We start from the raw sequence: 26637 nt of genomic DNA, 5'->3' as shown, positions 1-26637 counted from the left end.
ATGTCCGGACTCTGGCCATCGGCAAAGCCGATGACCTCATGCAAAATGAAGGCTCCTCTTGCGCGAAGGCTGCGGGCGATGTTTTCCTCCGCAAATGCTGCGCATTTGACTCCGGAAAACGTCCCGCCCGACCGGCGAAGCCATACGGTGCATATGAAGGGGAAACATCCCCTTCATGCATCCCTTCTTAAAATACAAGACGATACAAGACGGTACATTGTCGACAGTCTGAGTCCGGGCGATGTCCAAACTCGGTCAAGTTATTCTTCGCTTTCAAGGCGCTGCCTGCATACGGGCAGCGCTTTTTGCGCCTCCTCGGTAAGCTCCGGGTAGTGCGGGTCGATTTCCCGCAGCGCCTTTAAGATCGCCTCGGATACGAGATAGCGCGTGTACCACTTCTGATCGGCTGGCAGCACGTACCACGGGCATTCGCGCGTGGCGGTGAAGTTGACTGCGTCCTCATAGGCGGCGCTGAACTCTTCCCACATTTCCCGATCGTCCAGATCGCCGGGGCTGAACTTCCAGTTCTTATCTCGCTCGTCGATGCGCTCGAGAAAGCGCTCTTTCTGAACCTGCGGTGAGACGTTTAAGAAGAGCTTGAGCACGCGGGTGCCGGTATCGTACAGGTACTGTTCGAAGTGGCGGATATGGCGGTAGCGCTTTTCAAAGAAGGTCGCGTCGTCCAGGCAGCGCTCCGCGAGGTTGTAGTGCTTGTAAAGTCCGTGCACCTTGACCACCAGCACGTCCTCGTAGTACGAGCGGTTAAAAATGGCGATCTTTCCGCGCTCCGGAAGGGCGGACACCGCTCGCCAGAGAAAATCGTGGGAAAGTTCCTCGAAGGAGGGCTGCTTAAAGCTCTTGACGCTCACGCCCTGCGGATTGATGCCGCTCATCACGTGACGGATGGTGCTGTCCTTGCCCGCCGCGTCACGCGCCTGCAGGAGGATCAGCAGTCCTTCCTTGCCGTCCGCGTAGAGCATGTCCTGCAAAGCGCTGATTTTCCTGAGGTTCTTCTGCGTTTTTTCTATCGCTTCGGCTTTTTCCATGCCGTCTTTCAGGCTGTCGGTCGGGAGCTCCTGAAGACAGAGCTTGCGCTCGCCGTCGTAGCGGTAACGTTTCAGGCCCAAGAAAACCCCTCCTCCATGAAAGATTACAGGCTCGCTTCCAGGCGCACGGCGCGTCCGATGAAGTTCACGTCGGACGCGTCCAGCGTGTCGGCGCTGTACTCCCGTCCGTAGCTTTGCAGCAGCACGCGCGTAGCGTCCAGTTTCTTCACCTTGCGCAGCGCACGATGGTTTTGATATTCGACCAGCATGATCGCTTCGTCGATCGGGCTTTGCGCGGGTACGATCAGCACGAGGTCGCCCGCCAGCACGCGAAAGCCCCGCATCGAATCGTCCGGGGAAAGGAAGTAGAGCACCTTTTCCGGGTTCCCGCCTTCAATGCGGCCGTTTTGAATCGGCAGCAGCCTGCGGTCTACGCTTTGCCAGGCGGCATTCATGACGGGAACGGCCTTGAGCACGCCGGTGAGGGCGTCGAGCCAAATGCCGCTCGCGGCTGCGGACGATTCCTCCTGCGCGGAGGCTACCTTCACGGCTGCGGGCGCCGGCGCGGAGCGCGCGGGAGCGGGCGCTTTTTCCTGTGACTTCAGCATTTCAAGGTCCACGGTCGCGGCAATTTCGTCCAGAGAAAAATCGGCCTCCGTCTGCTCGCGCAGACCGATGGTGCGCAGGATGCGGCGCGCCTGATCGTCCTGAATAATGCGTTTGCCGCTCTCCACTTCGAGCAGATATTTTTCCGAAATGCCGCACTTGCGCGCGACCTGCTTCGGGGTCATCTTTTGCCGGGTGCGTTCGAGCAGGATGAGATCTCCCAGGCGGCTCATGACGGTTTCCTCCTATAAAACAAATATCAACGATCTTTAGTATAGCACAGCCTCAGCCAAAGGCAAGCGCGGGTGGGAAAAATCGCATTTTTATCAATGCTTTCGCGTACGGTGCTGCGGCGCGGGGCAGGCGGTCTTTTCGGCGCGCGACAAAAATCGCGCGTATCCCGGGAAATCCCCTATTCATTCCGGAAAAAACATGATATAATTAATTGGATAATGCCAAGCCTTGTGCTGCGACTATCTTAAGATAGGAGGAATCAATTCAATGCAATACTCCAAGGAAGTTGAAGAAATGGTCTGTATCGCCAAGGGGCCGAACCACGGCCCGGCGCCCATTCCCGAAGAGGGCAAGTGGGTGCAGGCGAAGGAGATCAAGGACATTTCCGGCCTTACGCACGGTATCGGCTGGTGCGCTCCTCAGCAGGGCGCGTGCAAGCTGACGCTGAACGTGAAACAGGGCGTCATCGAAGAGGCGCTGGTGGAGACTATCGGCTGCTCGGGCATGACGCACTCCGCCGCGATGGCCAGCGAAATCCTGCCCGGCAAGACGATCCTGGAGGCGATGAATACCGACCTGGTGTGCGACGCCATCAATACCGCCATGCGCGAGCTGTTCCTGCAGATCGTCTATGGCCGCACTCAGTCCGCCTTCTCCGACGACGGCCTGGTCATCGGCGCGGGCCTGGAAGACCTGGGCAAGGGCCTTCGTTCGCAGGTGGGCACCATGTACGGCACCAAGCTCAAGGGCACCCGCTATCTCGAGATGGCTGAAGGCTACGTGCTCAAGCTCGCCATCGACAAGGACGATCAGGTCTGCGGCTATCAGTTCCTGTCCCTTGGCAAGATGATGGACGCCATCAAGAAGGGCATGTCCCCGAACGAGGCCTACGAAAAGAACATCGGCACCTACGGCCGGTTCAAGGCTGAAGACGGCGCGGTCAAGTGGATCGACCCGCGCAAGCAGTAATAGGAGGTGTGCAGGAAATGGCTCTGTTTGAAGGTTATGAACGTCGCATGCCCCAGCTCCAGCCTGTCCTCGAGAAGTACGGCTTCAAGGATTTTGATGAGCTGAAGGCTTTCAACAACGCCAAGGGCGTGGACGCCTACAAGATCGTGGAGGGCATTCAGCCTATCGCCTTTGAAAACGCCAAGTGGGCGTACGAACTGGGCGCGGCCATCGCGCTGAAGAAGGGCGTCAAGACCGCTGCCGAAGCCGCCAAGTGCATCGGCGAAGGCCTGCAGGCTTTCTGCATCCCCGGCTCGGTCGCGGATCAGCGCCAGGTGGGTCTGGGTCATGGCAACCTGGGCGCGATGCTGCTGGATGAAAAGACCGAGTGTTTTGCGTTCCTCGCGGGCCACGAGTCCTTCGCCGCAGCAGAGGGAGCCATCGGCATCGCCCGCAACGCCAACAAGGTGCGCAAGAACCCGCTGCGCGTCATCCTGAACGGCCTGGGCAAGGATGCCGCCATGATCAACTCCCGTATCAACGGCTTTACCTACGTGCAGACCAAGTATGACTACCTCTCCGCCGACGTAAAGGAAGACCATGCGCTCAGCATCGTGGGCGAGACGGCGTATTCCAGCGGCGAGCGCGCCAAGGTTCGCTGCTACGGCGCGGACGACGTGCGCGAGGGTGTGGCCATCATGTGGCACGAGGGCGTGGACGTTTCCATCACCGGCAACTCCACCAATCCCACCCGCTTCCAGCACCCGGTTGCCGGCACCTATAAGAAGGAATGCTGGGAAGCCGGCAAGCAGTACTTCTCCGTGGCTTCCGGCGGCGGCACGGGCCGCACGCTGCACCCGGACAACATGGCCGCCGGCCCCGCTTCTTACGGCATGACCGACACCATGGGCCGCATGCACTCCGACGCGCAGTTTGCGGGCAGCTCGTCCGTCCCGGCGCACGTGGAAATGATGGGCCTGATCGGCATGGGCAATAACCCCATGGTCGGTGCGACCGTGGCTGTGGCCGTGGCGGTTGAGGAAGCTTCCAAGTAATCCGTTCGTTTAAAGAGCTCTCCGGGCGACCCGGAGAGCTCTTTTCGTCTTCTTCTGCAGATACAAAGCCACTGTCACAGGCCACTGGCGCATGCATACGCTGGCAGGGGAGGGATGACGAATGGGGACGGTCTATGACCGCGGGAAAGCGGTCGCGTATGCGAAGCGTTGGGCGTTTTCGCGCAATCCCGATTTTCTGGATTTTCAGGGACTGGGCGGAGATTGCAGCAACTTTGTCTCCCAGTGTCTGTTCGCGGGGTGCAGCGTCATGAACTATACGCCGACCTATGGCTGGTATTACATCGATGGCAACCGACGTACCGCCTCCTGGACGGGCGTGTCCTACCTTTACAGCTTTCTTGTGAGCAACCGGGGATCGGGTCCGTTTGCTCGCGAGGTAAAGAGCGCGGAGGTCGAAATGGGCGACGTGGTGCAGTTGGGATTCAGGGGAACGCCCTACACGCATACCGCGCTCATCGTCGGACTGGAGGCGGGAGAGATTTACGTTGCGGCGCACACGTTGGACGCATGGTGGCGCCCGCTCTCCAACTACCGTCAGCAAAACAGGCGCTTCCTGCACGTCGAGGCCCGCGCCTGAACGTACATTCATACCGTGTCTTTTAGACGGATTGGAATTTTCATTCTTGCATGCGTGTGCTAAAATAGATCGTAATGACAAAGGTAACTGGGAGGAACGCGTGAAGACGGATCGGCTGTTGGGGATCGCGATGACGGTATTGCGGGAGGGAAAGACGACTGCGCCGCAGCTGGCGCGAAAATTTGAGGTTTCGCGCCGCACGATCAGCCGCGACGTGGAAGCCCTGTGCCGCGCGGGCATCCCGATCGTGACGGAGCAGGGAAGCGGCGGGGGAATCTCCATCGCGGCGGGGTATCGGGTCGATGCGGCGTTGCTGACGCGCGAGGAGCTGGAAGCGATCCTCGCAGGTGTGCGGGGCATCGACAGCGTGTCTTCAGCGCCGCGCGAGAGCGCCCTGCGGGACAAGTTGCAGGGCAGCGGACGAATCGCCGCGACGGACGGCGTGCTGATCGACCTCGCATCGCATTATCGAGGTTCGCTCACGGAAAAGATCGACCGTATCCGGCGGGCGATTCGCGAAAGACGGCTGATCCGTTTTACCTATTATGCTGAGAAGGGCGAAAGCGAGCGCTGCGTAGAGCCGTATTTTCTGCTCTTCAAGTGGACGGATTGGTATGTGTACGGCTATTGCAGGCAGCGCGAGGACTTTCGCCTTTTTAAACTTACGCGGCTTTGGGATTGCAGGCTGCTGGACGAGCCGTTCTCGCCGCGTGATGTGCGCGCAGAGGATGTCGATCCGGATCAATACTTTACCGGCGCCGTTCAGTTTTCGGGTCTGTTTGAAGAGCGCATGCGCTATCGCCTGATCGAGGAATACGGCCCGCAGAGCTTTGCGCGGACGGAAGACGGGCGACTGCTCCTGTCTGTGGGATTTACGAGCGAAACGGAGATGCTGAGATGGGCTTTGAGCTTCGGCGACGCGCTGGAGGTGTTGAAGCCCTGTAGCCTCCGCGGGGAGATCGCACGGCAGGCCCGCGGCCTCTGCGCGCGCGAAGAGCGAAAGGGTGCTCCATGAGAGAAAGGAACAGGGTATGCAAAAGAAACTGACAATCTGTCTTTGCCTGCTGCTGACGCTGACGGGGTGCAGGCGCGTGACGCCAATTCCTCAGCCGGAGAACGACGGGCATCGCGCGCCGACAGCGGCTCCTTCAGCGCAGAACGGAGCGCGGCAGCCGGAGCTGTACGATTTTCTAATCGACCTGGACGGTCGGGAAATCGCGCTGCCCATGGATTACGAGGCACTCTTGGCGCTGGGCTTCTCGGCGGGAGAAGTTACTGGCGAGCTCGCGCCGGGCGAAATCAGCCGTGCGTTCGCTATGGAGGCGCAGGGATTTCAGGCGGAGGCCTTTTTCATGAACACAGGAATGGATACGCAGCCGACACAGCGCTGCTCCGTCGCGGGGCTCGTGGTCGAGAAGCGGACGGAGGACATCCAGGTGACGCTGCCCAAGGGAATCGCGCTCGGCGAGGCTGGGCGCGGGGAAGTTGAAAGCGCCTATGGTGCACCCGTCAATGTGTACGAGCAGGACGGCATGACCGAGCTTTGCTATGAATACGGATTGACGAAGGCGGCGTATCTGGGGATCGATCAAGCGAGCGGGAAGCTGTCCCGCGTTGAGCTTTACAACTTTGAAGCTTCGGGACAGGAGGCGCCTGCGACGCAGCTCTTTGAGCATACGCAGCGCGCGCTCGCTTACAGCGCGCCCGACGCCATGGGCGCAAGCCTGACGGACGGAAGCTTCGCGCTGGAGGGGGAGCTCTTTCAAATGCCCGCGCCCGTGTACGCCTTCATGGAGGCGGGCTGGATACTGGACGCCGTGGAATCGCGCAGGCCGGACGAGGCGGTCGTCGTGCCGGGTCAAGGCAGCGTGCAGATTTCTCTGGAAAGCGGCGGACTGTACCTAAACGTGCTTGCGTGCAATTTGGAGGAAAAAGCGGCGAACCTGCTGGATTGTTTCGTGCTTTCCATCTCTGCCGGTGAAAAGGCGAATGCGGCCTCGCTGGAGCTGCCGGAGAGCGTGAGCGTGGGTATGGAGGAAAGCGCCCTGTTGGAGGTCTTGTCGGGCTATGCCTATACAGAAGAAGACTTTGAAGGAATCAGGCTCTATACGGTGGAAGAAGCGATTATCGTGCAGATAACCGTTGCCGCAGATACAAAAGCTGTGCAGAGCATTCGGCTCAGTACGGCGCTGAACACGAAAGCACAGGGTAAAGTATGAAGAAAAGAAGATTCAGGCGCGTTCTGTTCGTATTGCTTGCGCTGTTCGTGGCGGGCATTTTGTTCATTCTCGTCTCCGTTTACCTTTCTGCGAACGCGATCGTGGTGACGGTGTACGGCTGTGAGTCGCCCAAAATCGAGGAGCCGATCGACCTGCTGCTCCTGACGGACATGCACGCGCACAGCTTTCAGGAGGGAAATGCACGGCTCCTTCGCCGCGTGGCGAAGGAAGCGCCAGATGTGATCTTGATCGCCGGCGACGCGCTCAACTGGTACAGCGAATCGCACGACTACGTGACGAATCTGGTGGAAAGACTCAGCCGCATCGCGCCGGTCTACTTTACGGTCGGAAATCATGACGCCAAGTACATGACCCAGTCACAGGATTATGGGCTGCTTGACGAAATCGAGCAGGCGGGAGCCGCTGCGCTGAACGCCGGCTACGTGGACGTGGTCGTCAAGGGACAGAAGCTGCGCATCGGCGGCCTGTACGACTTCGTATTCAACAGGAATGGGATGGACGAGGAAGCGTACCGGCAGACGGAGGGATACAGGTTCCTCGCGGGCTTTGAGGATACGGACGACTTCAAGCTGCTGCTGGCGCACCAGCCGAACTTTCTGCTGGACGACGACCCGGAGGCTCGTTGGGACATCGACCTTGCGGTCTGCGGGCACGAGCACGGCGGACAGGTGCGTATCCCTTTTTACGGCGGGTTCTATTCGACGCACCTGGGGTGGTTTTCACCGTACCTCGACGGCGCACACCTGATAAACGGCATCCCGACGGTTATTTCCCGCGGGCTCGGCACTTACACAAAGGGAGGATACCGCATCGTCCCACCGCGGTTTTGCAACATCCCGGAGCTCGTACGCATTGAGCTTAGATAAAGGGAAAGGTTTATAGATAAAAGGCGGTCAGCGGCTCAAAGCGAGCCGACGGACCGTCTTTTTTGATTCAATCAAGAAATTGCGTATGGCCGCGCGGATGCTCCCCGCTCTGAATTTTACGCACGTTCAAACGCGATGCCCTCGCGGCGCAGGACACGGACGCCAAAGGCGCTTTCCACGGCGGGCAGCAGTGCAGCCTCCTCGGGGCCGCCGGTGAAGAGCAGCCGCCCGCCGTGCAGCAACGCCGCCCGGTCACAAAGGGCGAGCGCCTGATCGATGTCGTGCAGCACGACGACGACACATCGGCCCTCGTCCCGCAGCGCGCGCAGGATCCGCATGAGCTCCAGTTGATAGGCGATGTCCAGAAAGGTCGTGGGTTCGTCGAGCAGCAAGTTTTGGGCATCCTGCGCGATGAGCATGGCGAGGTAAGCCTTTTGACGTTCGCCACCGGAGAGCGTGCGCAGGTCACGCTGCGCGCAGCCTTCAAGGCTGGTGAGCTGAAGGGCGCGCTCGACTGCGGCATCGTCCGCCTTTGTGTGCACACGAGAGAAGCCAAGATACGGAAAGCGCCCGTGTGCGACGAGCGAGGCGACGCTGATGGCGGGCACCGCACGGGTTTGCGGCAAAAACGCGAGCGTGCGCGCCAACTCCTTCGGCGCATAGGCGGAGGCGGGGCGTCGGTCGATTAAAACCTCGCCCTGCGCGCTCAGCAGGCGGGCCATCAGGCGCAGTAGCGTGGATTTTCCGCTGCCGTTGGGGCCCAGGAGCACCGTGACCGCGCCGTCGGGCGCGAGGAGCGAGATGTCCCGCAGCACGGGCGCGCTGCCGTAGGCAAAGGAGACGCCCCGAAGGTCAATCATGGGTACGCCCCCTTTTCTGGCGAAGCAGCAAAAGCAGGAAAAAAGGTCCGCCGATGAAGGACATGAGAATGCCTACCGGCAGCTCGAAAGGCTGAAAGAGCGTGCGCCCCAGCGTGTCGCACACGAGCACGAACAGCGCCCCGCAGACGATGGAAAGAGGCATAAGCGCGCGGTGCTCTCCGCCGGTGAAGCGGCGAACGGCGTGCGGTACGATCAGCCCCACGAAGCCGAGCAGCCCGGAAAAACTGACGGCGGCTCCGGCGAGCACGGAAGAGAGCGCGAGCAGGGAGAAGCGGGTGCGCCGCACGCGCATGCCGAGGCTTGCGGCGACCTCGTCCCCGAGCTGCAGCACGTCCAGCTCGCCGCTTGCGAGGAACGCCAGCAGCAGCGCAGGCAGCAGATACAGCGCCGCGCCGCCGAGGCGCGCGGGGGTGACGCCGGAAAAGCCGCCGATCATGAAGCCGCTCATCCCCAGCGTCGATTCGGGAAAGAGCGTGGTCATGAGGTCGATGCCAGCGGACAGAATGCTGGAAAGCGCCACACCTGAGAGGACGATGGTCATGCGCGAAGCGCCCGTGCGATCCGCAAGCACGAAGATGAACAGCGAAGCGAAGAGTGCGCCAAGAAACGCGGCGGCGGGCAGCAAGCGCAGCGCTGTGGGAAACAGGCAGGAGAGGATCAGCGTCGCGAAGCCGGCCCCTGCGTTCACGCCGATGACGTTCGGACCGGCAAGCGGGTTGCCCAGCACGGCCTGAATCAGTACGCCGCTGGCGGAGAGCGCCGCCCCGGAGAGAAGCGCGCAAAGCGTCCTCGGCAGACGAACGTACAGGAGGATGCGCGCCGCGGAGGTGGCGAGGTTACCGTGCAGCACGTCCGTGAGCGAAACCGTCAGGCTCGTGCCGCTCGCGCCCAAGCTGAGGCTTACGACGGAAAGCAGCGCGAGCAGCGGCAGGAGAAACAGAAGCGCTTTAGAAGCACTGCGGGTAGAGGATTTTTGCGAGGTACGCATAGCTTTCCCCCCAACGCGCGTTCGGCTTGTAATGGAACAGTTCCTTGGGCAAGAGGATGAGACGATCCTGTTTCACGGCGGTGAGCCCCTGCCAGGCGGGATCGCCGCCGAAGCGCTCGTCCACAAAGGCGAGGGCGGCCTCCTGATCGGCGCCCATGACGGTGATGAAGATAAAATCCGGATCCTCACTGACGATGGCTTCCAGACTTAGATCCTCGAGCAGGGAATCGTGCCTGCTGACGATATTGTCACAGCCCAGATCTTCCAGGATCACACCGGCGAGGTTGTCGGAGCCTTTGGCCTTGACGCCGCTGGAATAGGCGCGAAGGAGCAGCACACGGGGAGCGGGCTGCCCTGTCGTTTCCTCCCGCACCGCGCGGATTTTCTCGGCGACGGCCTCGCCGTTTTGCTGGTAGAGATCGTCCCGTCCCGTCAGGTCGCAGAACGCGCGCAGCATCGACAAATAATCCGCAAAGGCGTCAACCCGAAACGTGGCGCAGGGAATGCCCATCTGCGTGAACAGCTCGGCGGCCGGCGCGTGCGAGGCAATGTCGGCGGAAAGAAGGACGAAGTCCGGGTCAAGGGCGAGAACGGCCTCCAGATTGGGCTCCTTTACCGTACCGACGATCTGAACGTCCGCACTGAGCGGCAGGCCGCGTTCGGAAACGGCGTCCTGCGTGGTGCCGACGAGCTCCCCGCCCGCGAGCAGCCACGTTTCGGCAAACGAACCGTAGAGAGAGACGACGCGCTGCGGCGTCTCGGCAAAGGAAAGGGTGCGCCCCTGCGCATCCTCAAAGGAGGAACCGGCGAGGGAAACTGCGGGGAAGAGCGCGAGCATGACCAACAGGGCGTAAAAACATTTGCGCATGTAGAATCTCCTTTTACAGGTCTGCGTCGTGGGACGCCAATGTTCTTCATTATACAGCTTGACGTACTGGGTGTAAAATAATAAAATAGAGTACGATAAATAGGGTAAAGCCTATGGAAAGAGGGCTTGGCATGACGCTTCGACATTTACGGGTCTTCCTTGCGGTCGTGGACAGCGGCAGCATGAGCGCGGCGGCGAGGGCCCTTTACATCGCGCAGCCTTCCGTCAGCGGCGCGATAGCGGAGCTGGAGGCGCACTACGACGCCCTTTTATTCGACCGCATCGGCAGGCGGCTGGTCATTACCCCGATGGGAGAACGTCTCGCGGGATACGCGCGCAGTCTGCTCGCGCTTTCGGACGACATGGAGACCACGATGCGCAACGGCGTAAACAGCCTGCGTGTGTCGCTGGGCGCGACCATGACCGTAGGTGCGTGTGTGATGAGCGGGCTGGTGCGTCAGCTTCAGGCGCAGTGCCCGGCGGTCAAGTGTCAGGTTCGAGTGGAAAACTCATCCGTGATCGAAGAGCGGATGCTGCAGAGCGAGCTGGACATGGCGCTGGTGGAAGGGACCATCAAGCATGCCGAGATCGTGTCGCGTCCGGTGATCCGCGACCGGCTTGTTCTGGTAGACTCGGCAGGCGGCGTGCTGCAAGATTGCGAGAGCGTCGGACTTCGCGAGCTGGAAGGGCTGCCGTTTGTGCTTCGCGAGCGGGGCAGCGGCACGCGCGAGCTGTTCGAGCAGGCGCTCCTCGCCAAGGGGGTCTCTATTTCAGAGTGCTGGACGTGCGTGAGCGCGCAGTCCATCGTGTCGGCTGTGAGTGCGGGACTCGGCCTGACGGTCATCTCGCGCCGCCTCGTGGAGGAAGCGCTGCGAAGAGGCACGCTGCGAGAGATCGCTGTAAAGGACGCGGCTTTTGAACGCAATTTCAGCCTGTGCTACCACAAGGATAAATTTTTGTCGCCGCCGCTGCGCGAATTTTCGCGTCTTTGCGCAGAATGGGGCGAAAAAGAGCGTTGACAAGGTGAGCGCTTCGTTTTACCATGGAGAAAAAGGCGCACGCGCAGACGGGCGCTACCCGAAAGGAACGGACGTATGACAGGAAAGACGATTGAGGTCTCTTATGACGATAAAACCCTTTTGATCTGCAACCAGCGCTGCCGGGAGTGGACGCATCCCTACGCGTACGAGGGGGACGGCGAGGATCTGCACGCGGCGGGCTGCGGCATTTTTTCGCTTTCGCATGCGGTGGAATGGATGACAGGCAGGCGCGTTTCAATCGAGTCGCTGGCGGACTTCTCGGTTCAGAACGGAGGCCGGGGCGACGACGGCACCGATCGCCCAGCGCTGCTGGCGGCGGTCAAGGAGCGGGGCCTTGCGGCGCGGCTTGGATTTGATTATCACATGGACGGGCACCTGAACGACCGCGAGGCGCTCTGGGCGCATGTAAGCGGCGGGCGGGGCGTCGCCCTTTCCAACATCCGGGCGGGGCACATCGTGCTGCTCTGCGCTGCGCGCGTGCAGGAAGGGGAACGACAGCTGCTGGTGGTGGATTCCTTCTGCGAGAGCGCGGATGCGCGCGTGAGGGAGCAGGTGCGCGGGACGATTCGGGGCAGCGAGATCACGTTTGAGGTCCAGAACAGGGCGGGCCTTTCCGTCGGCACGGCGACGCAGTACGCGATGTACTGGGTGCCGCTTGCGATGGCGGTGGACTTTAACCTGCTGCACTACGTGAAGGACGAGGACGGACGATGAAGAAGGACAAGCGGCTGCTTTCGGAGATCGCGGTGCTGGGCATCAAGGCGGCGCTCTACGTGCTGCTGTGCGCCGTGTTTTTCGTGCTGATGTCGATCAACAACCCGCAGATTCTGTGCATATCCCGTACGGCGGCCGTGTCGCTGCTGACGTTCTTCATGTTCGGCGTGGTGATGGTGTCGGTCTACGGCGGGTTTGCGGTCGGCAGGCAAAAGAGCCGGCCGATCGCCATTTCTCTGTCTTTGGCGGTTATGCTGACGGACGTGGTGACATACCTGCAGCTTCAGATCATGAACGTCAATGAAGCCAATAACGACCACTTGATCCTCTTTGGGCCGGACATCTGGCTGCTGCTGATCGCGGCGGCGTTGCAGGTCGTTCTGATAACCCTGTTTGTTCGCGCGGCGAATCGGCTCTTTTTCCGCTTCCACGCGCCGCAGCGCTGCCTGCTTATCACCGCGGGCGAGGGCGACGCGAGCGTCATCGTGCGCAAGATCGAGCGGCTGCCGCTGCAATATTCGGTGCGGCAGGTCTTGGATTACCGCGACGACGCGCTTTTTCGCGCGTTGGACGCGTGCGACACGGTGTTCTTCTGCGGCGTGCCGGCGGGCGAGCGCGTGCATCTGATGGAACGCTGCTATGCGCTGGGCAAAAATATCTACATCCACATGGGCGTGGCGGACGTCATCACGCACAGCGCGGAGCATATCGTGCTGGACGACCTGCCCTTTCTGGAGATGGAAAACGGCGCGCTTTCCATCGAACAGCGCTTTATCAAGCGGGCCATGGACATCGCCGTGTCGCTGGTTGCGCTCGTCGTGCTCAGCCCCCTGCTGCTCGTCTGCGCGATCGCGATCAAGTGCTGCGACCGGGGGCCCGTCATTTACCGTCAGCGGCGCGCGACGCGGGGCGGGCGCATATTTGAGATCTACAAATTTCGCACGATGCGGGTCTGCGCGGGCACGGAAAAGCAGCATTCCGCAACGCGGGATGACGAACGCATTACGCCCGTCGGGCGCGTATTGCGAAAATGCCGTGTGGACGAGCTGCCGCAGCTTATCAACATCCTGAAGGGCGACATGAGCCTCGTGGGGCCGCGCCCGGAAATGCTGGAAAACGTGACGCAGTACACCCGGGACGTGCCGGAGTTTTCCTATCGCCTGAAGGTCAAGGCGGGCCTGACCGGTTTTGCGCAGATCGAAGGCAAGTACAACACGTCGCCCAAGGACAAGATGATCATGGATCTGCTATATATCGAGCGCTACAGCATCTGGCTGGACGTCAAGCTGATGCTGCGCACGTTGACCGTCTTTTTCAAGGCGGACAGCACCGAGGCGTTTGATGAGGCGCGGCGGGAGGAAACTAAAGAAATTTCCGAGCCTGAAAAGCGCAGGCATGAAGGGTGAACAAAATGGCGGCTCATAGAGAGATGGCGGGCGCGAGGCCGGAAAAACGGCCTCGCGCCTCATGCGTTTTAAGAGTCATTGCGGCGCGCAGGCGCTTTAATCCGGGTAAATTGTGGCGTTTTGCGCATACTAGGCCAAGGCCAAACGACCATCAATGAAGGAGCGATGCATGATGAAACGCAGATTGCCCCGCGTCATTCGCACGTGGCAGCGCAAGGGCCGTGAGGAGCGGGAGGAAAGCGAGGAAGCCCCGATCCCTTCGGACGTGCAGGGAAGCTACACCGGGACGCCGCTGGAGGAGGGCGACGACCGCCCTGTTCAGGACGCGGACGACCTGTAGGCGCACGCGGGCGGAACCTTTTGACGGCTCTGAGGAGACGGCGCGGCCTCCTCAGAGCCGTTCCAATCAGCGCGCTCGGATTTTCTCGTGCAAAGCGAGACATTCGGGAAAAACGGAAAGGAAACGCATAGGCCATCCTGCACTTTGAATGCGCCGGCCGGCGCAATTCGACAAAAAATTTATAAACGCCCTCAAAAGGATATAGCTTTCCCGAATGGGTTGTGCTATAATAACGCAGATCAAAACGAAGGACGCCTTTAAATCGGTCCCGTGAGGCTGGTAAGGTTGCGCCGGTAATTTGTGCTGCAATGGCCTTGCCCTGCCCGTCAGGACAAGGCTTTTTTCTGTGAATTAAGGGGAGGAAGCGCCATGCCGGAATTCCGCGAAAAGGCACATATCATGGACGAAGCGGCTGTGGACCGCGCGCTGACGCGCATTGCGCATGAGATCATCGAGAAGAACAGGGGCGTGGGGGATGTCTGCCTGGTCGGCATACAGCGCCGCGGCGTACCGCTGGCGCGAACGCTGGCCGACGTCATCGAGCGTTTCGAGGGTACGCGGGTGCCGGTCGGCGTGCTGGACATCACGCTTTACCGCGACGACCTTTCGCTGCTCAGCGAGCACCCGGTGCTCAACGGCACGGACGTTCCCTTTGTCATTCAGGACAAGACGCTCATCATGGTGGACGACGTGCTCTACACGGGGCGCACCGCCCGCGCGGCGATGGACGCGCTGTGCGACATGGGACGCCCGCGGCGCATTCAGTTTGCGGTTTTGATCGACAGGGGACATCGCGAGCTGCCCATCCGCGCGGACTACGTGGGCAAGAGCCTACCCACCTCGCAAAGCGAAATGGTGAGCGTGCGGCTGCCGGAGGTCGACGGGGCGAAGGAAGTCGTCCTGATGGAACGCGTCTGAGGAAGGCGATTCGTTGATTCCCGGCTTCGGCCGGTGTCATACAACAGAGGGAATAGGGGGAGTTTCTACCATGGTTAAAACGACGGCGGTCAAAAAGGATTCGACCGGAAAGCTGCTCATCCTGGGCATTCAGCATGTGTTCGCGATGTTCGGCGCGACGGTGCTCGTGCCCGCGCTGACGGGCCTCAGCCCCTCCACCGCGCTGCTTTGCGCGGGCCTGGGCACGCTGCTGTTCCACTTCATCACCGGGCGCAAGGTGCCGGTCTACCTCGGCTCCAGCTTCGCATTCATCGCCGCGATTACGGCGGTCGCCACCAAGTATTCCGGGGGCGCGGCCGTCGGCAGCGCGGAGTACGTGGCAAACGGCCTGCCCTATGCGACGGGCGGCGTGATGGTCGCGGGCCTTCTCTACGTCGTGCTGGCGCTTCTGGTGCGCATCTTCGGCGCGGAGAAGATCCGTTCGTTCTTCCCGCCGGTCGTTACGGGCCCGATGGTCATCATCATTGGCATGATGCTCGCGCCCACCGCGGTCACCAACATCACCACCCAGATCGGCAGCGTCTCTACCGGCTGGAACTGGCTGATCGCCATCGTCACCATCGCCACAATCATCGGCGTGACGCTGTGGGCCAAGGGCTTCTTCAAGCTGGTGCCGATCCTCTTCGGCATCATCGTAGGCTACGCCTTCTCCTCCATCCTGACGGCCTTCGGCATCCCGGTCGTGAACTTCGAGCCCGTGAGCCAGGCTTCCTTCATCCAGATGCCGCTGCTCTTCCTGCCCAAGTTCGGCTGGGAGGCGATCGTGATGATCGCGCCCATCGCTATCGTCACCTTCGTGGAGCACATCGGCGACATCACCGCTAACGGCGCGGTCGTCGGCAAGGACTTTATGAAGGATCCGGGCCTGGATCGCACGCTGCTGGGCGACGGCCTGGCGACCATGCTGGCCGGCCTGCTCGGCGGCCCGACCAATACCACCTACGGCGAAAACACGGGCGTGCTGGCGGCGACCAAGAACTACAACCCCGTGACGCTTGAAATCGCAGCCTGCTTCGCCATCGTTCTGGCCTTCCTGGGCAAGCTGGGCGCCATCCTGCAGACGCTGCCGGGCCCGGTCATGGGCGCGGTGTCGGTCGTGCTGTTCGGCATGATCGCGGCGGTCGGCCTGCGCACGCTGGTCGAAAACCAGGTGGACTTCAAGGCCTCCCGCAACCTGCTCATCGTCGCGGTGATGCTGGTGTTCGGGCTGGGCGGCGCGAGCGTTACCTTTGGCGCGGTCACGTTCAGCGGCACCGCGCTGGCGGCCGTGCTGGGCATCGTGCTCAACAAGGTGCTGCCCAACCCCATCGACAAGTAATCTCCCTTGGGCGGCGGAGCAATCCGCCGCCTGCTTTGGAACATGGGCGAGGCGCGGTGCCTGCCGCGGCGCGCTCCTCATTGTAAATGCAAACTTCCTTTACGGACTGATAACGGGAAGGTGAGAACGTGACCCTGAAACGCAAGGATTTGCTGGGCCTGCGCGACGTGAGCGCGCGGGAGATCGAAAGCATCCTCACGACCGCCGACGCCATGAAACAGGTGCTGCTCTCAAACAACAAGAAGACGCCGCACCTCCAGGGCAAGTCGATCGTGACCCTCTTTTACGAAAACAGCACGCGTACGCGCATGTCGTTTGAACTGGCGAGCAAGTACATGTCCTCGGCCTCGGCCAATATCTCGGCCTCGGCCTCCAGCGTGCAAAAGGGCGAGACGCTCATCGACACGGGCGTTACGCTCGACCAGATGGGCACGGACGTGATCATCATCCGCCATCCGATGTCCGGCGCGCCGGCGCTGCTCGCCAAGCACGTGCGCGCATCGGTCATCAACGCGGGCGACGGCATGAACGAGCACCCGACGCAGGCGCTGCTGGATATGATGACCATGAAGACGCACCTGGGCGGCCTGTCGGGCCTCAAGGTCGCGATCGTCGGCGACGTAATGCACAGCCGCGTCGCGCGCTCCAACATCTGGGGACTTCAGACCATGGGCGCAAAGGTCTTTCTCGCCGCGCCGCCGACGCTGATTCCGGTGGAAATTGAAAAGACCGGCGCCATTCTCGCCCCGACGGTGGAGGACGCCGTGGAAGGCGCGGACGTGGTGATGGGCCTGCGCATTCAGCGCGAGCGCCAGCAGAAGGGATTGTTTCCCTCCGTCGCGGAGTACTGCGATAACTGGGAGCTCACGCCTGGACGCGTGGCGCTCGCAAAGCCCGGGGCGCTCGTGATGCACCCCGGCCCCATGAACCGCGGCGTGGAGATCGCGAGCGCCGTCGCCGACGGCGGGCAGAGCGTCATCGCCGAGCAGGTGCAAAGCGGTGTGGCGGTGCGCATGGCGCTGCTCTACATGCTCACGAGAAGAGAGGTGCAGGCATGATGAAACGGCTGATTCGCGGGGGCCGCGTGATCGACCCCTCGCAGGGGATCGACGGTGTATTCGACCTTTTGATCGCGGACGGCGTGATCGTAAAAATCGCGGAGCGCATCGAGGAAGCGGATGCAGAAGTAATCGACGCCGCGGGCCTTTGCGTGCTGCCGGGGCTGGTGGACATTCACTGCCATCTGCGCGACCCGGGCTTTGAATACAAGGAGGACATCGCCACCGGTACGCGCTCCGCTGCGGCGGGCGGCTTTACCAGCATTTGCTGCATGCCCAACACCAGCCCTGTGAACGACTGCGCGGCGGTGACGCGCTACATTCTGGAGCGAGCGAAGACCGTCGGAAGCGGCGTAAACGTCTATCCGATCGGCGCGATTTCCAAGGGACTTAAGGGCGCGGAGCTGGCGGAAATCGGCACGATGAAGGCGGCGGGTATCGTCGCCATCTCCGACGACGGCAGGCCGGTCGTCAACGCCAATCTGCTCAAGCTGGCGCTCATCTACGCGGACCACTTCGACGTGCCGATCGTCTCGCACAGCGAGGATTTGGACCTCACGGACGGCGGCGTGATGAACGAGGGCTATATGTCCACGCTGCTCGGGCTTCGCGGCACGACGCGCGCGGCGGAGGAGGTCATGATCGCGCGGGACATTCTCGTGGCCGAGGCTTACGGCAAGCGCATCCATCTTTGTCACGTCTCCACCAAAGGCGGCGTGCAGCTCGTGCGCGAGGCCAAAGCGCGCGGCGTGCGCGTGACGGCGGAGACCGCGCCGCACTACATCGGCGCGACGGACGCCTGGGTGCAGGACTACGACACCAACACCCGCGTCAACCCGCCGCTGCGCACGGAGGAGGATCGCCTCGCCGTGATCGCAGGGCTCGTGGACGGCACGCTGGACTGCATCGCGACCGACCACGCGCCGCATCACGCGGACGAGAAGAACGTGGAATACCCGCTCGCAGCCTCCGGCATGGTGGGCTTTGAGACGGCCTTTGCGATCTGTTATACGGAGCTGGTCGAAAAGGGCTTTATGGACATGAGCCGTCTGGTTTCGCTGATGACGGCGAACCCCGCGCGAATATTGAACCTTCCGGCGGGCACACTCGCGCCCGGCGCGCGCGCGGATGTGACGCTGGCGGACATCGGCGAGCGCTGGACGGTGGACGCGGAGAAGCTCCATTCCAAGTCGAAGAACACGCCCTTTGACGGCAAGACGTATACGGGGCGCGTGAAGAAGACGCTGTGCGGCGGACAGACGATTTATGAGGAGGGCTGAAACATGCAGCAGATGGATTTACTGATCTCGCGCATCATCGACAAGAAGAACCCGACGGTCGCGGGCCTGGACACGCGGCTGGAATACCTGCCGGAAAAATTTTTGCAGGCGGTCATGCCGGCGGGCGTGCATTCCTTTGAGGACGCGGCGGAGGCGATCTATCAGTACAACTGCGCGCTCGTGGACGCCCTTTACGATATCGTGCCTGCGGTAAAGGTACAGGTGGCCTACTACGAGATGTACGGCCCGGCGGGCATGAAGTGCTTTGAAGAGACGATGACCTATGCGCGCAGAAAGGGCCTGTCCGTGATGGCCGACGTCAAGCGCAACGACATCGGCGCAACGGCGGAAGCCTACGCCGCCGCCTACATCGGCAGAACGGACGTGGCGGGCGAGCGCCTGCAGGCGTTTCCGGCGGACTTCGCGACCGTCAACCCGTACCTGGGGGTGGATGGCATCGCGCCCTTTACCAAGCAGGCGGCTGAGCACGGAACGGGCATCTTCGCTCTGGTGAAGACGAGCAATCCTTCCTCCGGCCAGCTTCAGGATATGAAGGTCGAGGACGGGCGCACGGTTTACGAGGTCGTGGGCGACCTGGTAGAGGAGTGGGGCAGGGACCTCGTGGGCGAGCATGGCTACAGCGCGGTGGGCGCGGTCGTCGGCGCGACGTATCCGGCGCAGGGGGCGGCGCTGCGCGTGCGCATGCCGCACACGTTCTTCCTCGTGCCGGGCTATGGAGCGCAGGGGGCGACGGGCGCGGACCTCGCGGGATGCTTTGACGGGCGCGGCCTGGGCGCGATCGTGAACGCCAGCCGCTCGATCCTCTGTGCTTGGAAACGCCGCGAGGGCGTTCCCTTTACGCAGGCGGCGCGCGAAGAGGCCATCCGCATGCGCGAGGACATCGCCGCCGGGCTCGCGGCTGCGGGCAAGGCGCTGAGGTAGGCACATGGAACAGACGATGGCAAAGGTTCTGCGGGTCGAGGACATCGCGGAGGACATCTTCCTGCTGCAGGTGGAAGCTCCGGGCATCGCCCAAGCGGCGAAGCCCGGCCAGTTCGTGCACCTCGCGGTGCCGGACGCGGGCGGCCACATCCTGCGCAGGCCGATCAGCCTGATGGGCTTTGACGAGAAGACGCTGACGATGGCGATACAGATAAAGGGCGAGGGCACGCGCCGCCTGCGCGGTCTGCGTCCGGGGGACGCGGCGGACGTGCTGGGCCCCATTGGGCGCGGGTTTGAGCTGTGCGGCGCCAAGCGCGCGTTTTTTGTGGGCGGCGGCGTCGGCGTCGCGCCGGTGCGCGGCGCGCTGGATCAATTCAAGCAGGAATGCGCCTGCGAAGCGTTTTTTGGCTACCGAAGCGAGGCGTTTGTCTACGGCCTGGACGGCCTCGACTGCCCGGCCCACGTCGTGACGGACGACGGCACGCTGGGGGAACGCGCGCTGGTGACCGCACCGCTGCTGCGGGCGATTGAGGCGGGCGCGCCGGACGTCATCTTCGCCTGCGGCCCGGCGCCGATGCTGCGCGCAGTGCAGCGGATCGCCCTTGAAAGGGATATTCCCTGCCAGATTTCTCTGGAAGAACGCATGGGCTGCGGGCTGGGCGCATGCCTGGTGTGCAACTGCAAGGTGCGCGCGGCGGACGGCTTCGACTATAAACGCGTGTGCGTGGACGGCCCGGTATTTGACGCGCGGGAGGTGCTCTTCGATGATTGATCTTTCGCTCGACCTGTGCGGCGTTCACCTGAAGAATCCCGTCATCGCCGCCTCCGGCACGTTCGGCTTTGGCCGCGAATACGATCAACTTTACGACATTTCAAAGCTCGGCGGCATCTCGGTCAAGGGCTTGACGCTGAAAAAGCGGCTGGGCAACCCGCCGCACCGCATCGCGGAGACGCCTGGCGGCATGCTCAACAGCGTGGGGCTGCAAAACCCCGGCGTGGATGCCTTTATCGAGGAAGATCTGCCTTGGCTGCTGCAAAAGGACGTGGCGGTCATCGCAAACATGGCGGGAAACACCGAGGAAGAGTACTGCCTGATGGCGGAAAAGCTTTCCGCTGCGGGCGTGCACATGCTGGAAATGAACATCTCCTGCCCGAACGTGAAGGAGGGCGGCGTGGCCTTTGGCATTCGGCCGGAAAGCGTATACGCGATCACGAAGGCCGTGCGCGCGCACGCGAAAAAGCCGCTGATGGTGAAGCTGTCGCCCAACGTGGCGGATATCCGCGAAAACGCCCGGGCGGCGGAGGAAGGCGGGGCGGACTGCATCTCGCTCATCAACACGCTGACGGGCATCTCGGTGGACGCGCGCACGCGGCGCATGACGCTTTACAACAACGTCGGCGGCATGTCCGGCCCGGCGGTGCGCCCGATCGCCTTGCGCATGGTCTGGCAGGCCGCGCAGGCGGTGAAGATTCCGGTAGTCGGCATGGGCGGGATCGTGACCGGCGAGGACGCGGCCTCCTTTATGCTGGTGGGCGCGCAGGCGGTCATGGTCGGTACGGCAAACCTCATGGACGCCTACGCCTGCCCGCGGATCATCGGGGAGCTGGAAGCCTACTGCGAGGGACAGGGCGTCAAAAACGTGCAGGAGCTCGTGGGAACGATCCAAACCAACGGTTAATTCCGGGGGACGAATTGGGGCTTGACGTCCGGGAGCATTGGGCGTATACTAATGCTAACTTCGGGAATGAAGAAGAAGAGTAATCCGCTACGAAACCCTCCAGAGAACGCGTGCCGGCGGCTGGAAGCGCGCGGGGTGAAGGACGGATGAAGACCACCTTTGGACCGGAAGCGCGCGGGGCGCGATAAAGCCCCTACGAGAGGGAGCGCCTATACGCTCAATCAGGGTGGAACCACGGGCATTCACGCTCGTCCCTATGCGGGACGGGCGTTTTTTATTTGAACCGGAAAGGGTGAAGCATATGAAAATCGTCTATCGGGGCGAAGCGCACGCGGTCGAGGACGGCGCGAACGCGCTGGACATCGCAAAGCAACTGGACAGGGAGCTCTATAAGGAAGCCGTCGCGGTGCGCGTAAACGGCGAGGTGAAATCGCTGCCAGAGGCCGTGACGGGCGGCGCGGAGCTGGAATTTTTGACGTTTGAGGATGCGGACGCAAAGCGCGTACTGCGTCACACGGCTTCGCACGTGTTGGCGCAGGCGGTAAAGCGTCTGTTCCCACAGGCGAAGCTGGCCATCGGCCCGGCGATTGAGAATGGCTTTTATTACGACTTCGACGTAGAGAAGCCCTTTACGCCGGAAGACCTGGCCGCCATCGAAAAGGAAATGCAGCGCATCGTCAAGAAAAACGAGCGTTTGGAACGCTTTGAGCTGCCGCGCAAGGATGCGCGCAAGCTCATGGAGGAAATGGGTGAGCCCTACAAGGTGGAGCTCATCGACGATTTGCCCGAGGACGCGGTGATTTCCTTTTACCGGCAGGGCGACTTTATCGATCTGTGCGCGGGCCCGCACCTGCCCTCCACGGGCAAGGTGAAGGCGTTCAAGCTCACCAGCATCGCGGGCGCGTACTGGCGGGGCAGCGAGAAGAACAAGATGCTCAGCCGTATATACGGCACGGCCTTTGACACGAAGGAAGCGCTCAGCGCGTATCTGACGCAGATCGAGGAGGCCAAAAAGCGCGATCATCGCAGGCTGGGTCGTCAGCTCGACCTCTTCGACATCCTGGACGAGGGACCTGGCTTCCCGTTCTTCTTTCCCAAGGGCATGGTGCTGCGCAACACCCTGGAGGACTACTGGCGCAGGATTCACCGCGAGCACGGATATGAGGAAATCAAGACCCCGATGATGCTCAACCGCGCGCTGTGGGAGCGCTCCGGACACTGGGATCACTACCGTGAAAACATGTACACCACCCAAATAGACGAGACGGACTTTGCCATCAAGCCCATGAACTGCCCGGGCGGCATGCTTTGCTACAAGCGGCGCAAGTGGAGCTATCGCGACCTGCCGATGCGCTGCGGTGAGCTGGGGCTGGTGCACCGCCACGAGATGTCCGGCGCGCTGCACGGTCTGATGCGCGTGCGCTGCTTCACGCAGGACGACGCCCATATCTTCATGACAGAGGAACAGATCGAGCGCGAGATTCTCGGCGTGTATGACCTGATCGACGAGGTGTACAGCGTATTCGGGTTCGACTACCATGTGGAGCTCTCCACACGGCCCGAGGACTCCATGGGTACGGACGAGCAGTGGGAGACGGCGACGCGCGCCCTGAAAAACGCCCTGGACAAAAAGGGAAAGCCCTACGTGATCAACGAAGGAGACGGCGCGTTCTACGGCCCGAAGATCGACTTTCATCTGACGGACTGCATCGGGCGCACCTGGCAGTGCGGCACGATTCAGCTCGACTTCCAGCTTCCGGAGCGCTTTGATCTGACCTACACGGGCGCGGACGGCAGGGAGCACCGCCCGATCATGATCCACCGCGTGGTGTTCGGCTCCATCGAGCGATTCATCGGCATCCTGACCGAGCAGTATGCGGGCGCGTTTCCGACCTGGCTTTCGCCCGTTCAGGTGAAGGTGCTGACCATCACCGAGCGCAGCGACGCATGGGCGCGGGAGATCGAACGCGTGCTGGAGAGCCGCGGCATCCGCGCGGAGCTGGATCTTCGCAACGAGAAGATCGGCTTCAAGATTCGCGAGGCGCAAATGGAAAAGGTGCCGTACATGTTCGTCCTGGGCGACAAGGAGGTCGAGAGCCGCACCGCTGCGGTGCGCGATCGAAAAGGAGATCTGGGCCCTATGCCGCTTGAAGAGATTACGGCGAAGATCGAAGAAGAAATCCGCGCAAAGGCGCGGTAAGAAGGAGGCATTCCCATGCAGATTGAAATTCAGAACGGCGCGCACACGTTTGAGGACGGCATGAACGCGCTGGACATCGCAAAGCAGGTGGACAAGGAGCTGTACAAGGCGGCGGTCGCCGCGAAGGTGAACGGCGAGGTGCGCTCCCTCGTGGAGCCCGTGCCGGACGGCGCGAAGCTCGAGATTCTGACGTTTTCGGACGAGGAGGGCAGGCGGGTTTTTCGTCACACGGCCTCGCACGTGCTGGCGCAGGCGGTAAAGCGCCTGTTTCCGCAGGCGAAGCTGGCCATCGGCCCGGCGATTGAAAACGGCTTTTACTACGACTTCGACGTAGAGACGCCCTTTACGGCGCAGGATCTATCGGCGCTGGAGAAGGAGATGCAGCGCATCGTCAAGAAGAACGAGCGTCTGGAGCGCTTCGAGCTGCCGCGCGAGGAGGCGCGCAAGTTCATGGAGGAAAAGGGCGAGCCCTACAAGGTGGAGCTCATCGACGACCTGCCGGAGGACGCGGTCATTTCCTTTTACCGCCAGGGCGACTTTACCGACCTGTGCGCGGGCCCGCACCTGCCCTCGACCGGCAAGATCAAGGCGGTGAAGCTCACGCAGGTCGCGGGCGCGTACTGGCGGGGCAGCGAAAAAAACAAGATGCTGCAGCGCATTTACGGCACGGCCTTCGACACGAAGGAAGCGCTGGACGCCTATGTCAAGCAGGTGGAAGAGGCGAGAAGCCGCGACCACAACAAGCTGGGCCGCGAGATGGAGTTCTTTACGACCGTCGATTATATTGGCCAGGGCCTGCCGATCCTGCTGCCCAAGGGCGCGCGCGTCATTCAGCTGCTGCAGCGCTGGGTAGAGGACGAGGAACAGCGCCGCGGCTACCTGCTGACCAAGACGCCGCTGATGGCCAAGCGCGAGCTGTACAAGATTTCCGGCCACTGGGATCACTACCTGGACGGCATGTTCGTGCTGGGCGACCCGAACGACGAGACGAAGGAGTGCTTCGCGCTTCGCCCGATGACCTGCCCGTTCCAGTATCAGGTGTTCCTCAACCGGATGCGTTCCTATCGCGACCTGCCGATGCGTCTGGGCGAAACGTCCACGCTCTTTCGCAACGAAGATTCGGGTGAAATGCACGGCCTGATCCGCGTGCGTCAGTTCACGATCTCCGAAGGCCACCTCATCCTGCGGCCGGATCAGCTGGAGGAGGAGTTCAAGGGCTGTCTGGATCTGGCGAACTACATGCTCGACACGCTGGGCCTCAAGGAGGACTGCACCTACCGCTTCTCGCAGTGGGATCCGCAGAACCCGAAGAACAAGTACGAGGGAACGGCCGAGCAGTGGGAGACGGCCCAAAGCACGATGGAGCAGATTTTGAAGGACCTTGGCGTCGAGTATACCGTCGGCATCGACGAGGCGGCGTTCTACGGCCCGAAGCTCGACATTCAGTGCAAGAACGTGTTCGGCAAGGAGGATACGCTCATCACCATTCAAATTGACATGCTGCTGGCCGAACGCTTTGGCATGGAGTACGTTGACGCGGATGGACAGAAGAAGTATCCTTATATCATCCACAGAACGTCCGTGGGCTGCTACGAGCGCACGCTTGCACTGCTGATCGAGAAGTACGCGGGCGCGCTGCCCGTATGGCTTGCCCCCACACAGGTGAAGGTGCTCACCATCACCGACCGCGCGGACGCCTGGGCCAAGGAGATCCAGCGCGAATTGGAGAGCCGCGGCATGCGCGTGGAAACGGATCTTCGCAACGAAAAGATCGGGTTCAAGATTCGCGAAGCGCAGATGGAGAAGACGCCGTACATGTTGGTGCTCGGCGACAAGGAAGTGGAAGAGCGTAAGGCCGCAGTGCGCAGCCGCAAGGACGGAGACCTGGGTGCGATGGCGCTTGCGGACGTAATTACGCGCCTGGAGGAAGAAATCCGGACAAAAGCCCGATAATTCGCTTGACAGGAAGCGGGATGCGTGGTAAGATAAAACGCGTATGAAGTAGAAGCTGCCCGCTTCTCACCCGGCGACGCCGTTGCCGCGGTTCAGGCATTGTGTTATCGTGCAAGAGCGGGTGGTTTCGCCCGCTCTTTTCTTTTGTCTACGGAAAAAGCGGGGCAGGGGCGTCTGTCCCCGGAGGACCGGGATAACGCGCAAAAAGCGCAATGATTGCAGGAGGTGTATCGATATCAACATGGATCTGATGATCAACGAGGGAATTCGCGACCGCGAGGTGCGTGTAATCGATCAAAACGGCGAACAGCTTGGCGTCATGATGACGCGCAAGGCGCTGGAACTGGCAGAGCAGGCGGCGCTCGACCTGGTGAAGATCGTACCCAACGCAAAGCCGCCGGTTTGCAAGCTGATGGATTACGACAAGTACCGCTACGAACAATCCAAGCGCGAGCGCGAGATCCGCAAGAATCAAAAGGTCGTATCCCTGAAGGAGGTTCAGCTCTCCGCCACGATCGAGGAAAACGACATCCAGACCAAGGCGAAGAACGCGCTGCGTTTCCTCTCCGACGGGGATAAGGTGAAGGTATCGATTCGCTTTCGCGGCAGACAGATTACGCATACCGAGATCGGCATGCGCGTGATGCAGGATTTCGTGGAACGTGTAAAGGACGCCGCCGTCGTTGAGCGCAGGCCGCTCGTCGAAGGGCGCCACATGATCATGATCCTCGCACCCAAAGACCCCGGCAAGGAAACCAAGCAAACGGCTCCTAAAGAGTGATTTACCGGAGAGGAGGACCCCATTATGCCTAAGCAGAAAACGCATCGTGGTGCGGCGAAACGCCTGTCTCTCACCAAGAACGGCCTCGTCAAGCGCGCCAAGGCTTATAAGAGCCACATCTTGAACAAGAAGTCCACCAAGCGTAAGCGCAACCTGCGCAAGACGGATTACGTCGCCGCAACGGAAGCCAAGACGATGAAGAAGCTCATCCCGTACAAGTAAGCATTTCGTCCAGCAAAGGAGTGAATTACCATGGCAAGAATTAAAGGGGCTGTGAACGCCCATAAGAAGCGCAGGAAGATCATGAAGCTGGCGAAGGGCTACTACGGCTCCAAGTCCAAGCAATACCGTGCCGCGAGCGAACAGGTCCGCCGTTCGCTACGCTATGCCTACATCGGACGCAAACTGCGCAAGCGTGACTTCCGTACCCTGTGGATCTCCCGTATTAACGCGGCGGCCCGCATGAACGGCATGTCCTACTCCACCTTCATCAACGGCCTGAAGAAGCAGAACATCGAGGTCAACCGCAAGATGCTGGCCGACCTCGCCGTGAACGACGCGGCTGCTTTCGCGAAGATCGTCGAGCTGGCTAAGAAGGCGTAAGGTAAAAAAGTATTCCCTGTTTCGACAAAAAGCGAA

General features: G+C 61.4%; 27 protein-coding genes. 22 read left to right on the top strand and 5 right to left on the bottom strand.

Annotated elements, in window-relative coordinates; translation table 11 throughout:
• Window positions 1–260: 260 nt before the first annotated feature.
• Together C1725_RS11625 and C1725_RS11620 are read right to left on the bottom strand one after the other, a co-directional pair.
• Window positions 261–1127: a PPK2 family polyphosphate kinase gene (locus tag C1725_RS11625; protein ID WP_102411764.1), complete on the bottom strand. Its 867-nt coding sequence runs from the start codon at window positions 1125–1127 to the stop codon at window positions 261–263.
• 23 nt (window positions 1128–1150) lie between these two features.
• Window positions 1151–1885, bottom strand: a complete 735-nt coding sequence (locus tag C1725_RS11620) for a S24 family peptidase (RefSeq protein ID WP_102411763.1) — start codon at window positions 1883–1885, stop codon at window positions 1151–1153.
• Window positions 1886–2153: 268 nt separating this feature from the next.
• On the opposite strand from C1725_RS11620, the gene C1725_RS11615 reads away from it, so the two are divergent.
• The 6 genes from C1725_RS11615 to C1725_RS11590 all read left to right on the top strand — a co-directional run bounded on the left by C1725_RS11615 (window position 2154) and on the right by C1725_RS11590 (window position 7593).
• Entirely contained in the window at window positions 2154–2855 is a 702-nt protein-coding gene (locus tag C1725_RS11615) for a hypothetical protein (RefSeq protein WP_102411762.1), read from the top strand.
• Window positions 2856–2872: 17 nt separating this feature from the next.
• Window positions 2873–3889, top strand: coding sequence for a GGGtGRT protein (locus C1725_RS11610; protein WP_102411761.1), 1017 nt, complete (start codon window positions 2873–2875; stop codon window positions 3887–3889).
• 121 nt (window positions 3890–4010) lie between these two features.
• Entirely contained in the window at window positions 4011–4487 is a 477-nt protein-coding gene (locus C1725_RS11605) for an amidase domain-containing protein (RefSeq protein ID WP_102411760.1), read from the top strand.
• A 100-nt stretch (window positions 4488–4587) separates the two neighbouring features.
• Window positions 4588–5502 carry a WYL domain-containing protein gene (locus C1725_RS11600; RefSeq protein WP_102411759.1) on the top strand — a complete coding sequence of 305 codons (915 nt, stop codon included), beginning with the start codon at window positions 4588–4590 and terminating at the stop codon, window positions 5500–5502.
• A gap of 16 nt (window positions 5503–5518) precedes the next feature.
• The gene (locus C1725_RS11595; protein WP_102411758.1) at window positions 5519–6706 is read left to right on the top strand and encodes a hypothetical protein; all 1188 of its coding nucleotides are present in this window, start codon (window positions 5519–5521) and stop codon (window positions 6704–6706) included.
• A complete protein-coding gene (locus C1725_RS11590; protein ID WP_102411757.1) occupies window positions 6703–7593 on the top strand; it encodes a metallophosphoesterase in 891 nt (296 codons plus the stop codon). The genes C1725_RS11595 and C1725_RS11590 overlap by 4 nt, the downstream gene beginning before the upstream one ends.
• A gap of 116 nt (window positions 7594–7709) precedes the next feature.
• Here the strand turns inward: C1725_RS11590 and C1725_RS11585 are convergent, their stop codons facing one another.
• From C1725_RS11585 to C1725_RS11575, 3 genes are read right to left on the bottom strand one after another with little or no spacing between them, the layout of a single operon-like run.
• Window positions 7710–8453, bottom strand: coding sequence for an ATP-binding cassette domain-containing protein (locus tag C1725_RS11585; RefSeq protein WP_102411756.1), 744 nt, complete (start codon window positions 8451–8453; stop codon window positions 7710–7712).
• Window positions 8446–9462 carry an iron chelate uptake ABC transporter family permease subunit gene (locus tag C1725_RS11580; protein ID WP_102411755.1) on the bottom strand — a complete coding sequence of 339 codons (1017 nt, stop codon included), beginning with the start codon at window positions 9460–9462 and terminating at the stop codon, window positions 8446–8448. The genes C1725_RS11585 and C1725_RS11580 overlap by 8 nt, the downstream gene beginning before the upstream one ends.
• Window positions 9422–10330: an ABC transporter substrate-binding protein gene (locus C1725_RS11575; protein ID WP_102411754.1), complete on the bottom strand. Its 909-nt coding sequence runs from the start codon at window positions 10328–10330 to the stop codon at window positions 9422–9424. The genes C1725_RS11580 and C1725_RS11575 overlap by 41 nt, the downstream gene beginning before the upstream one ends.
• A gap of 131 nt (window positions 10331–10461) precedes the next feature.
• Between C1725_RS11575 and C1725_RS11570 the strand changes: the two genes are divergently transcribed.
• The 16 genes from C1725_RS11570 (at window position 10462) to rplT (ending at window position 26601) form a co-directional block, all read left to right on the top strand.
• Entirely contained in the window at window positions 10462–11349 is an 888-nt protein-coding gene (locus C1725_RS11570; protein WP_346026610.1) for a LysR family transcriptional regulator, read from the top strand.
• A 75-nt stretch (window positions 11350–11424) separates the two neighbouring features.
• Window positions 11425–12084 carry a hypothetical protein gene (locus tag C1725_RS11565; RefSeq protein WP_102411752.1) on the top strand — a complete coding sequence of 220 codons (660 nt, stop codon included), beginning with the start codon at window positions 11425–11427 and terminating at the stop codon, window positions 12082–12084.
• Window positions 12081–13490 (top strand): exopolysaccharide biosynthesis polyprenyl glycosylphosphotransferase, encoded by a 1410-nt coding sequence (locus tag C1725_RS11560; RefSeq protein WP_102411751.1) that lies wholly within the window; start codon window positions 12081–12083, stop codon window positions 13488–13490. The genes C1725_RS11565 and C1725_RS11560 overlap by 4 nt, the downstream gene beginning before the upstream one ends.
• Window positions 13491–13662: 172 nt before the next feature.
• Complete coding sequence (locus C1725_RS19390) at window positions 13663–13830, top strand: hypothetical protein (RefSeq protein ID WP_346026609.1); 168 nt, start codon at window positions 13663–13665, stop codon at window positions 13828–13830.
• 369 nt (window positions 13831–14199) lie between these two features.
• Window positions 14200–14748 (top strand): bifunctional pyr operon transcriptional regulator/uracil phosphoribosyltransferase PyrR, encoded by a 549-nt coding sequence (gene pyrR, locus C1725_RS11555; RefSeq protein ID WP_102411750.1) that lies wholly within the window; start codon window positions 14200–14202, stop codon window positions 14746–14748.
• A gap of 70 nt (window positions 14749–14818) precedes the next feature.
• Window positions 14819–16105 carry a solute carrier family 23 protein gene (locus tag C1725_RS11550; RefSeq protein ID WP_102411749.1) on the top strand — a complete coding sequence of 429 codons (1287 nt, stop codon included), beginning with the start codon at window positions 14819–14821 and terminating at the stop codon, window positions 16103–16105.
• A gap of 128 nt (window positions 16106–16233) precedes the next feature.
• On the top strand, window positions 16234–17163 hold the full coding sequence (locus C1725_RS11545; protein ID WP_102411748.1) for an aspartate carbamoyltransferase catalytic subunit: 930 nt from the start codon (window positions 16234–16236) through the stop codon (window positions 17161–17163).
• Window positions 17163–18443, top strand: coding sequence for a dihydroorotase (locus C1725_RS11540; RefSeq protein WP_102413328.1), 1281 nt, complete (start codon window positions 17163–17165; stop codon window positions 18441–18443). Before C1725_RS11545 ends, C1725_RS11540 begins: the two co-directional genes overlap by 1 nt.
• 12 nt (window positions 18444–18455) lie before the next feature.
• Window positions 18456–19385: an orotidine-5'-phosphate decarboxylase gene (gene pyrF / locus C1725_RS11535; protein WP_102413327.1), complete on the top strand. Its 930-nt coding sequence runs from the start codon at window positions 18456–18458 to the stop codon at window positions 19383–19385.
• A gap of 4 nt (window positions 19386–19389) precedes the next feature.
• A complete protein-coding gene (locus C1725_RS11530) occupies window positions 19390–20157 on the top strand; it encodes an iron-sulfur cluster-binding protein (protein WP_102411747.1) in 768 nt (255 codons plus the stop codon).
• The gene (locus C1725_RS11525) at window positions 20150–21064 is read left to right on the top strand and encodes a dihydroorotate dehydrogenase (protein ID WP_102411746.1); all 915 of its coding nucleotides are present in this window, start codon (window positions 20150–20152) and stop codon (window positions 21062–21064) included. Before C1725_RS11530 ends, C1725_RS11525 begins: the two co-directional genes overlap by 8 nt.
• A gap of 301 nt (window positions 21065–21365) precedes the next feature.
• The gene (gene thrS, locus C1725_RS11520) at window positions 21366–23264 is read left to right on the top strand and encodes a threonine--tRNA ligase (protein WP_102411745.1); all 1899 of its coding nucleotides are present in this window, start codon (window positions 21366–21368) and stop codon (window positions 23262–23264) included.
• A gap of 15 nt (window positions 23265–23279) precedes the next feature.
• Entirely contained in the window at window positions 23280–25217 is a 1938-nt protein-coding gene (gene thrS, locus C1725_RS11515; RefSeq protein WP_102411744.1) for a threonine--tRNA ligase, read from the top strand.
• Between the two features lie 241 nt (window positions 25218–25458).
• Window positions 25459–25998, top strand: a complete 540-nt coding sequence (infC, locus tag C1725_RS11510; RefSeq protein ID WP_487042804.1) for a translation initiation factor IF-3 — start codon at window positions 25459–25461, stop codon at window positions 25996–25998.
• A gap of 24 nt (window positions 25999–26022) precedes the next feature.
• Window positions 26023–26220, top strand: coding sequence for a 50S ribosomal protein L35 (gene rpmI, locus C1725_RS11505; RefSeq protein ID WP_102411743.1), 198 nt, complete (start codon window positions 26023–26025; stop codon window positions 26218–26220).
• Window positions 26221–26250: 30 nt separating this feature from the next.
• Entirely contained in the window at window positions 26251–26601 is a 351-nt protein-coding gene (rplT, locus tag C1725_RS11500; RefSeq protein WP_102411742.1) for a 50S ribosomal protein L20, read from the top strand.
• Window positions 26602–26637: the final 36 nt, after the last annotated feature.

Origin of the sequence: Beduinella massiliensis (assembly GCF_900199405.1) — a bacterium.
Lineage (GTDB): Bacteria > Bacillota > Clostridia > Christensenellales > Aristaeellaceae > Beduinella > Beduinella massiliensis.
The sequence above is the reverse complement of the archived record's forward strand: the minus strand, read 5'-3'. Positions and strand labels throughout refer to the sequence as shown.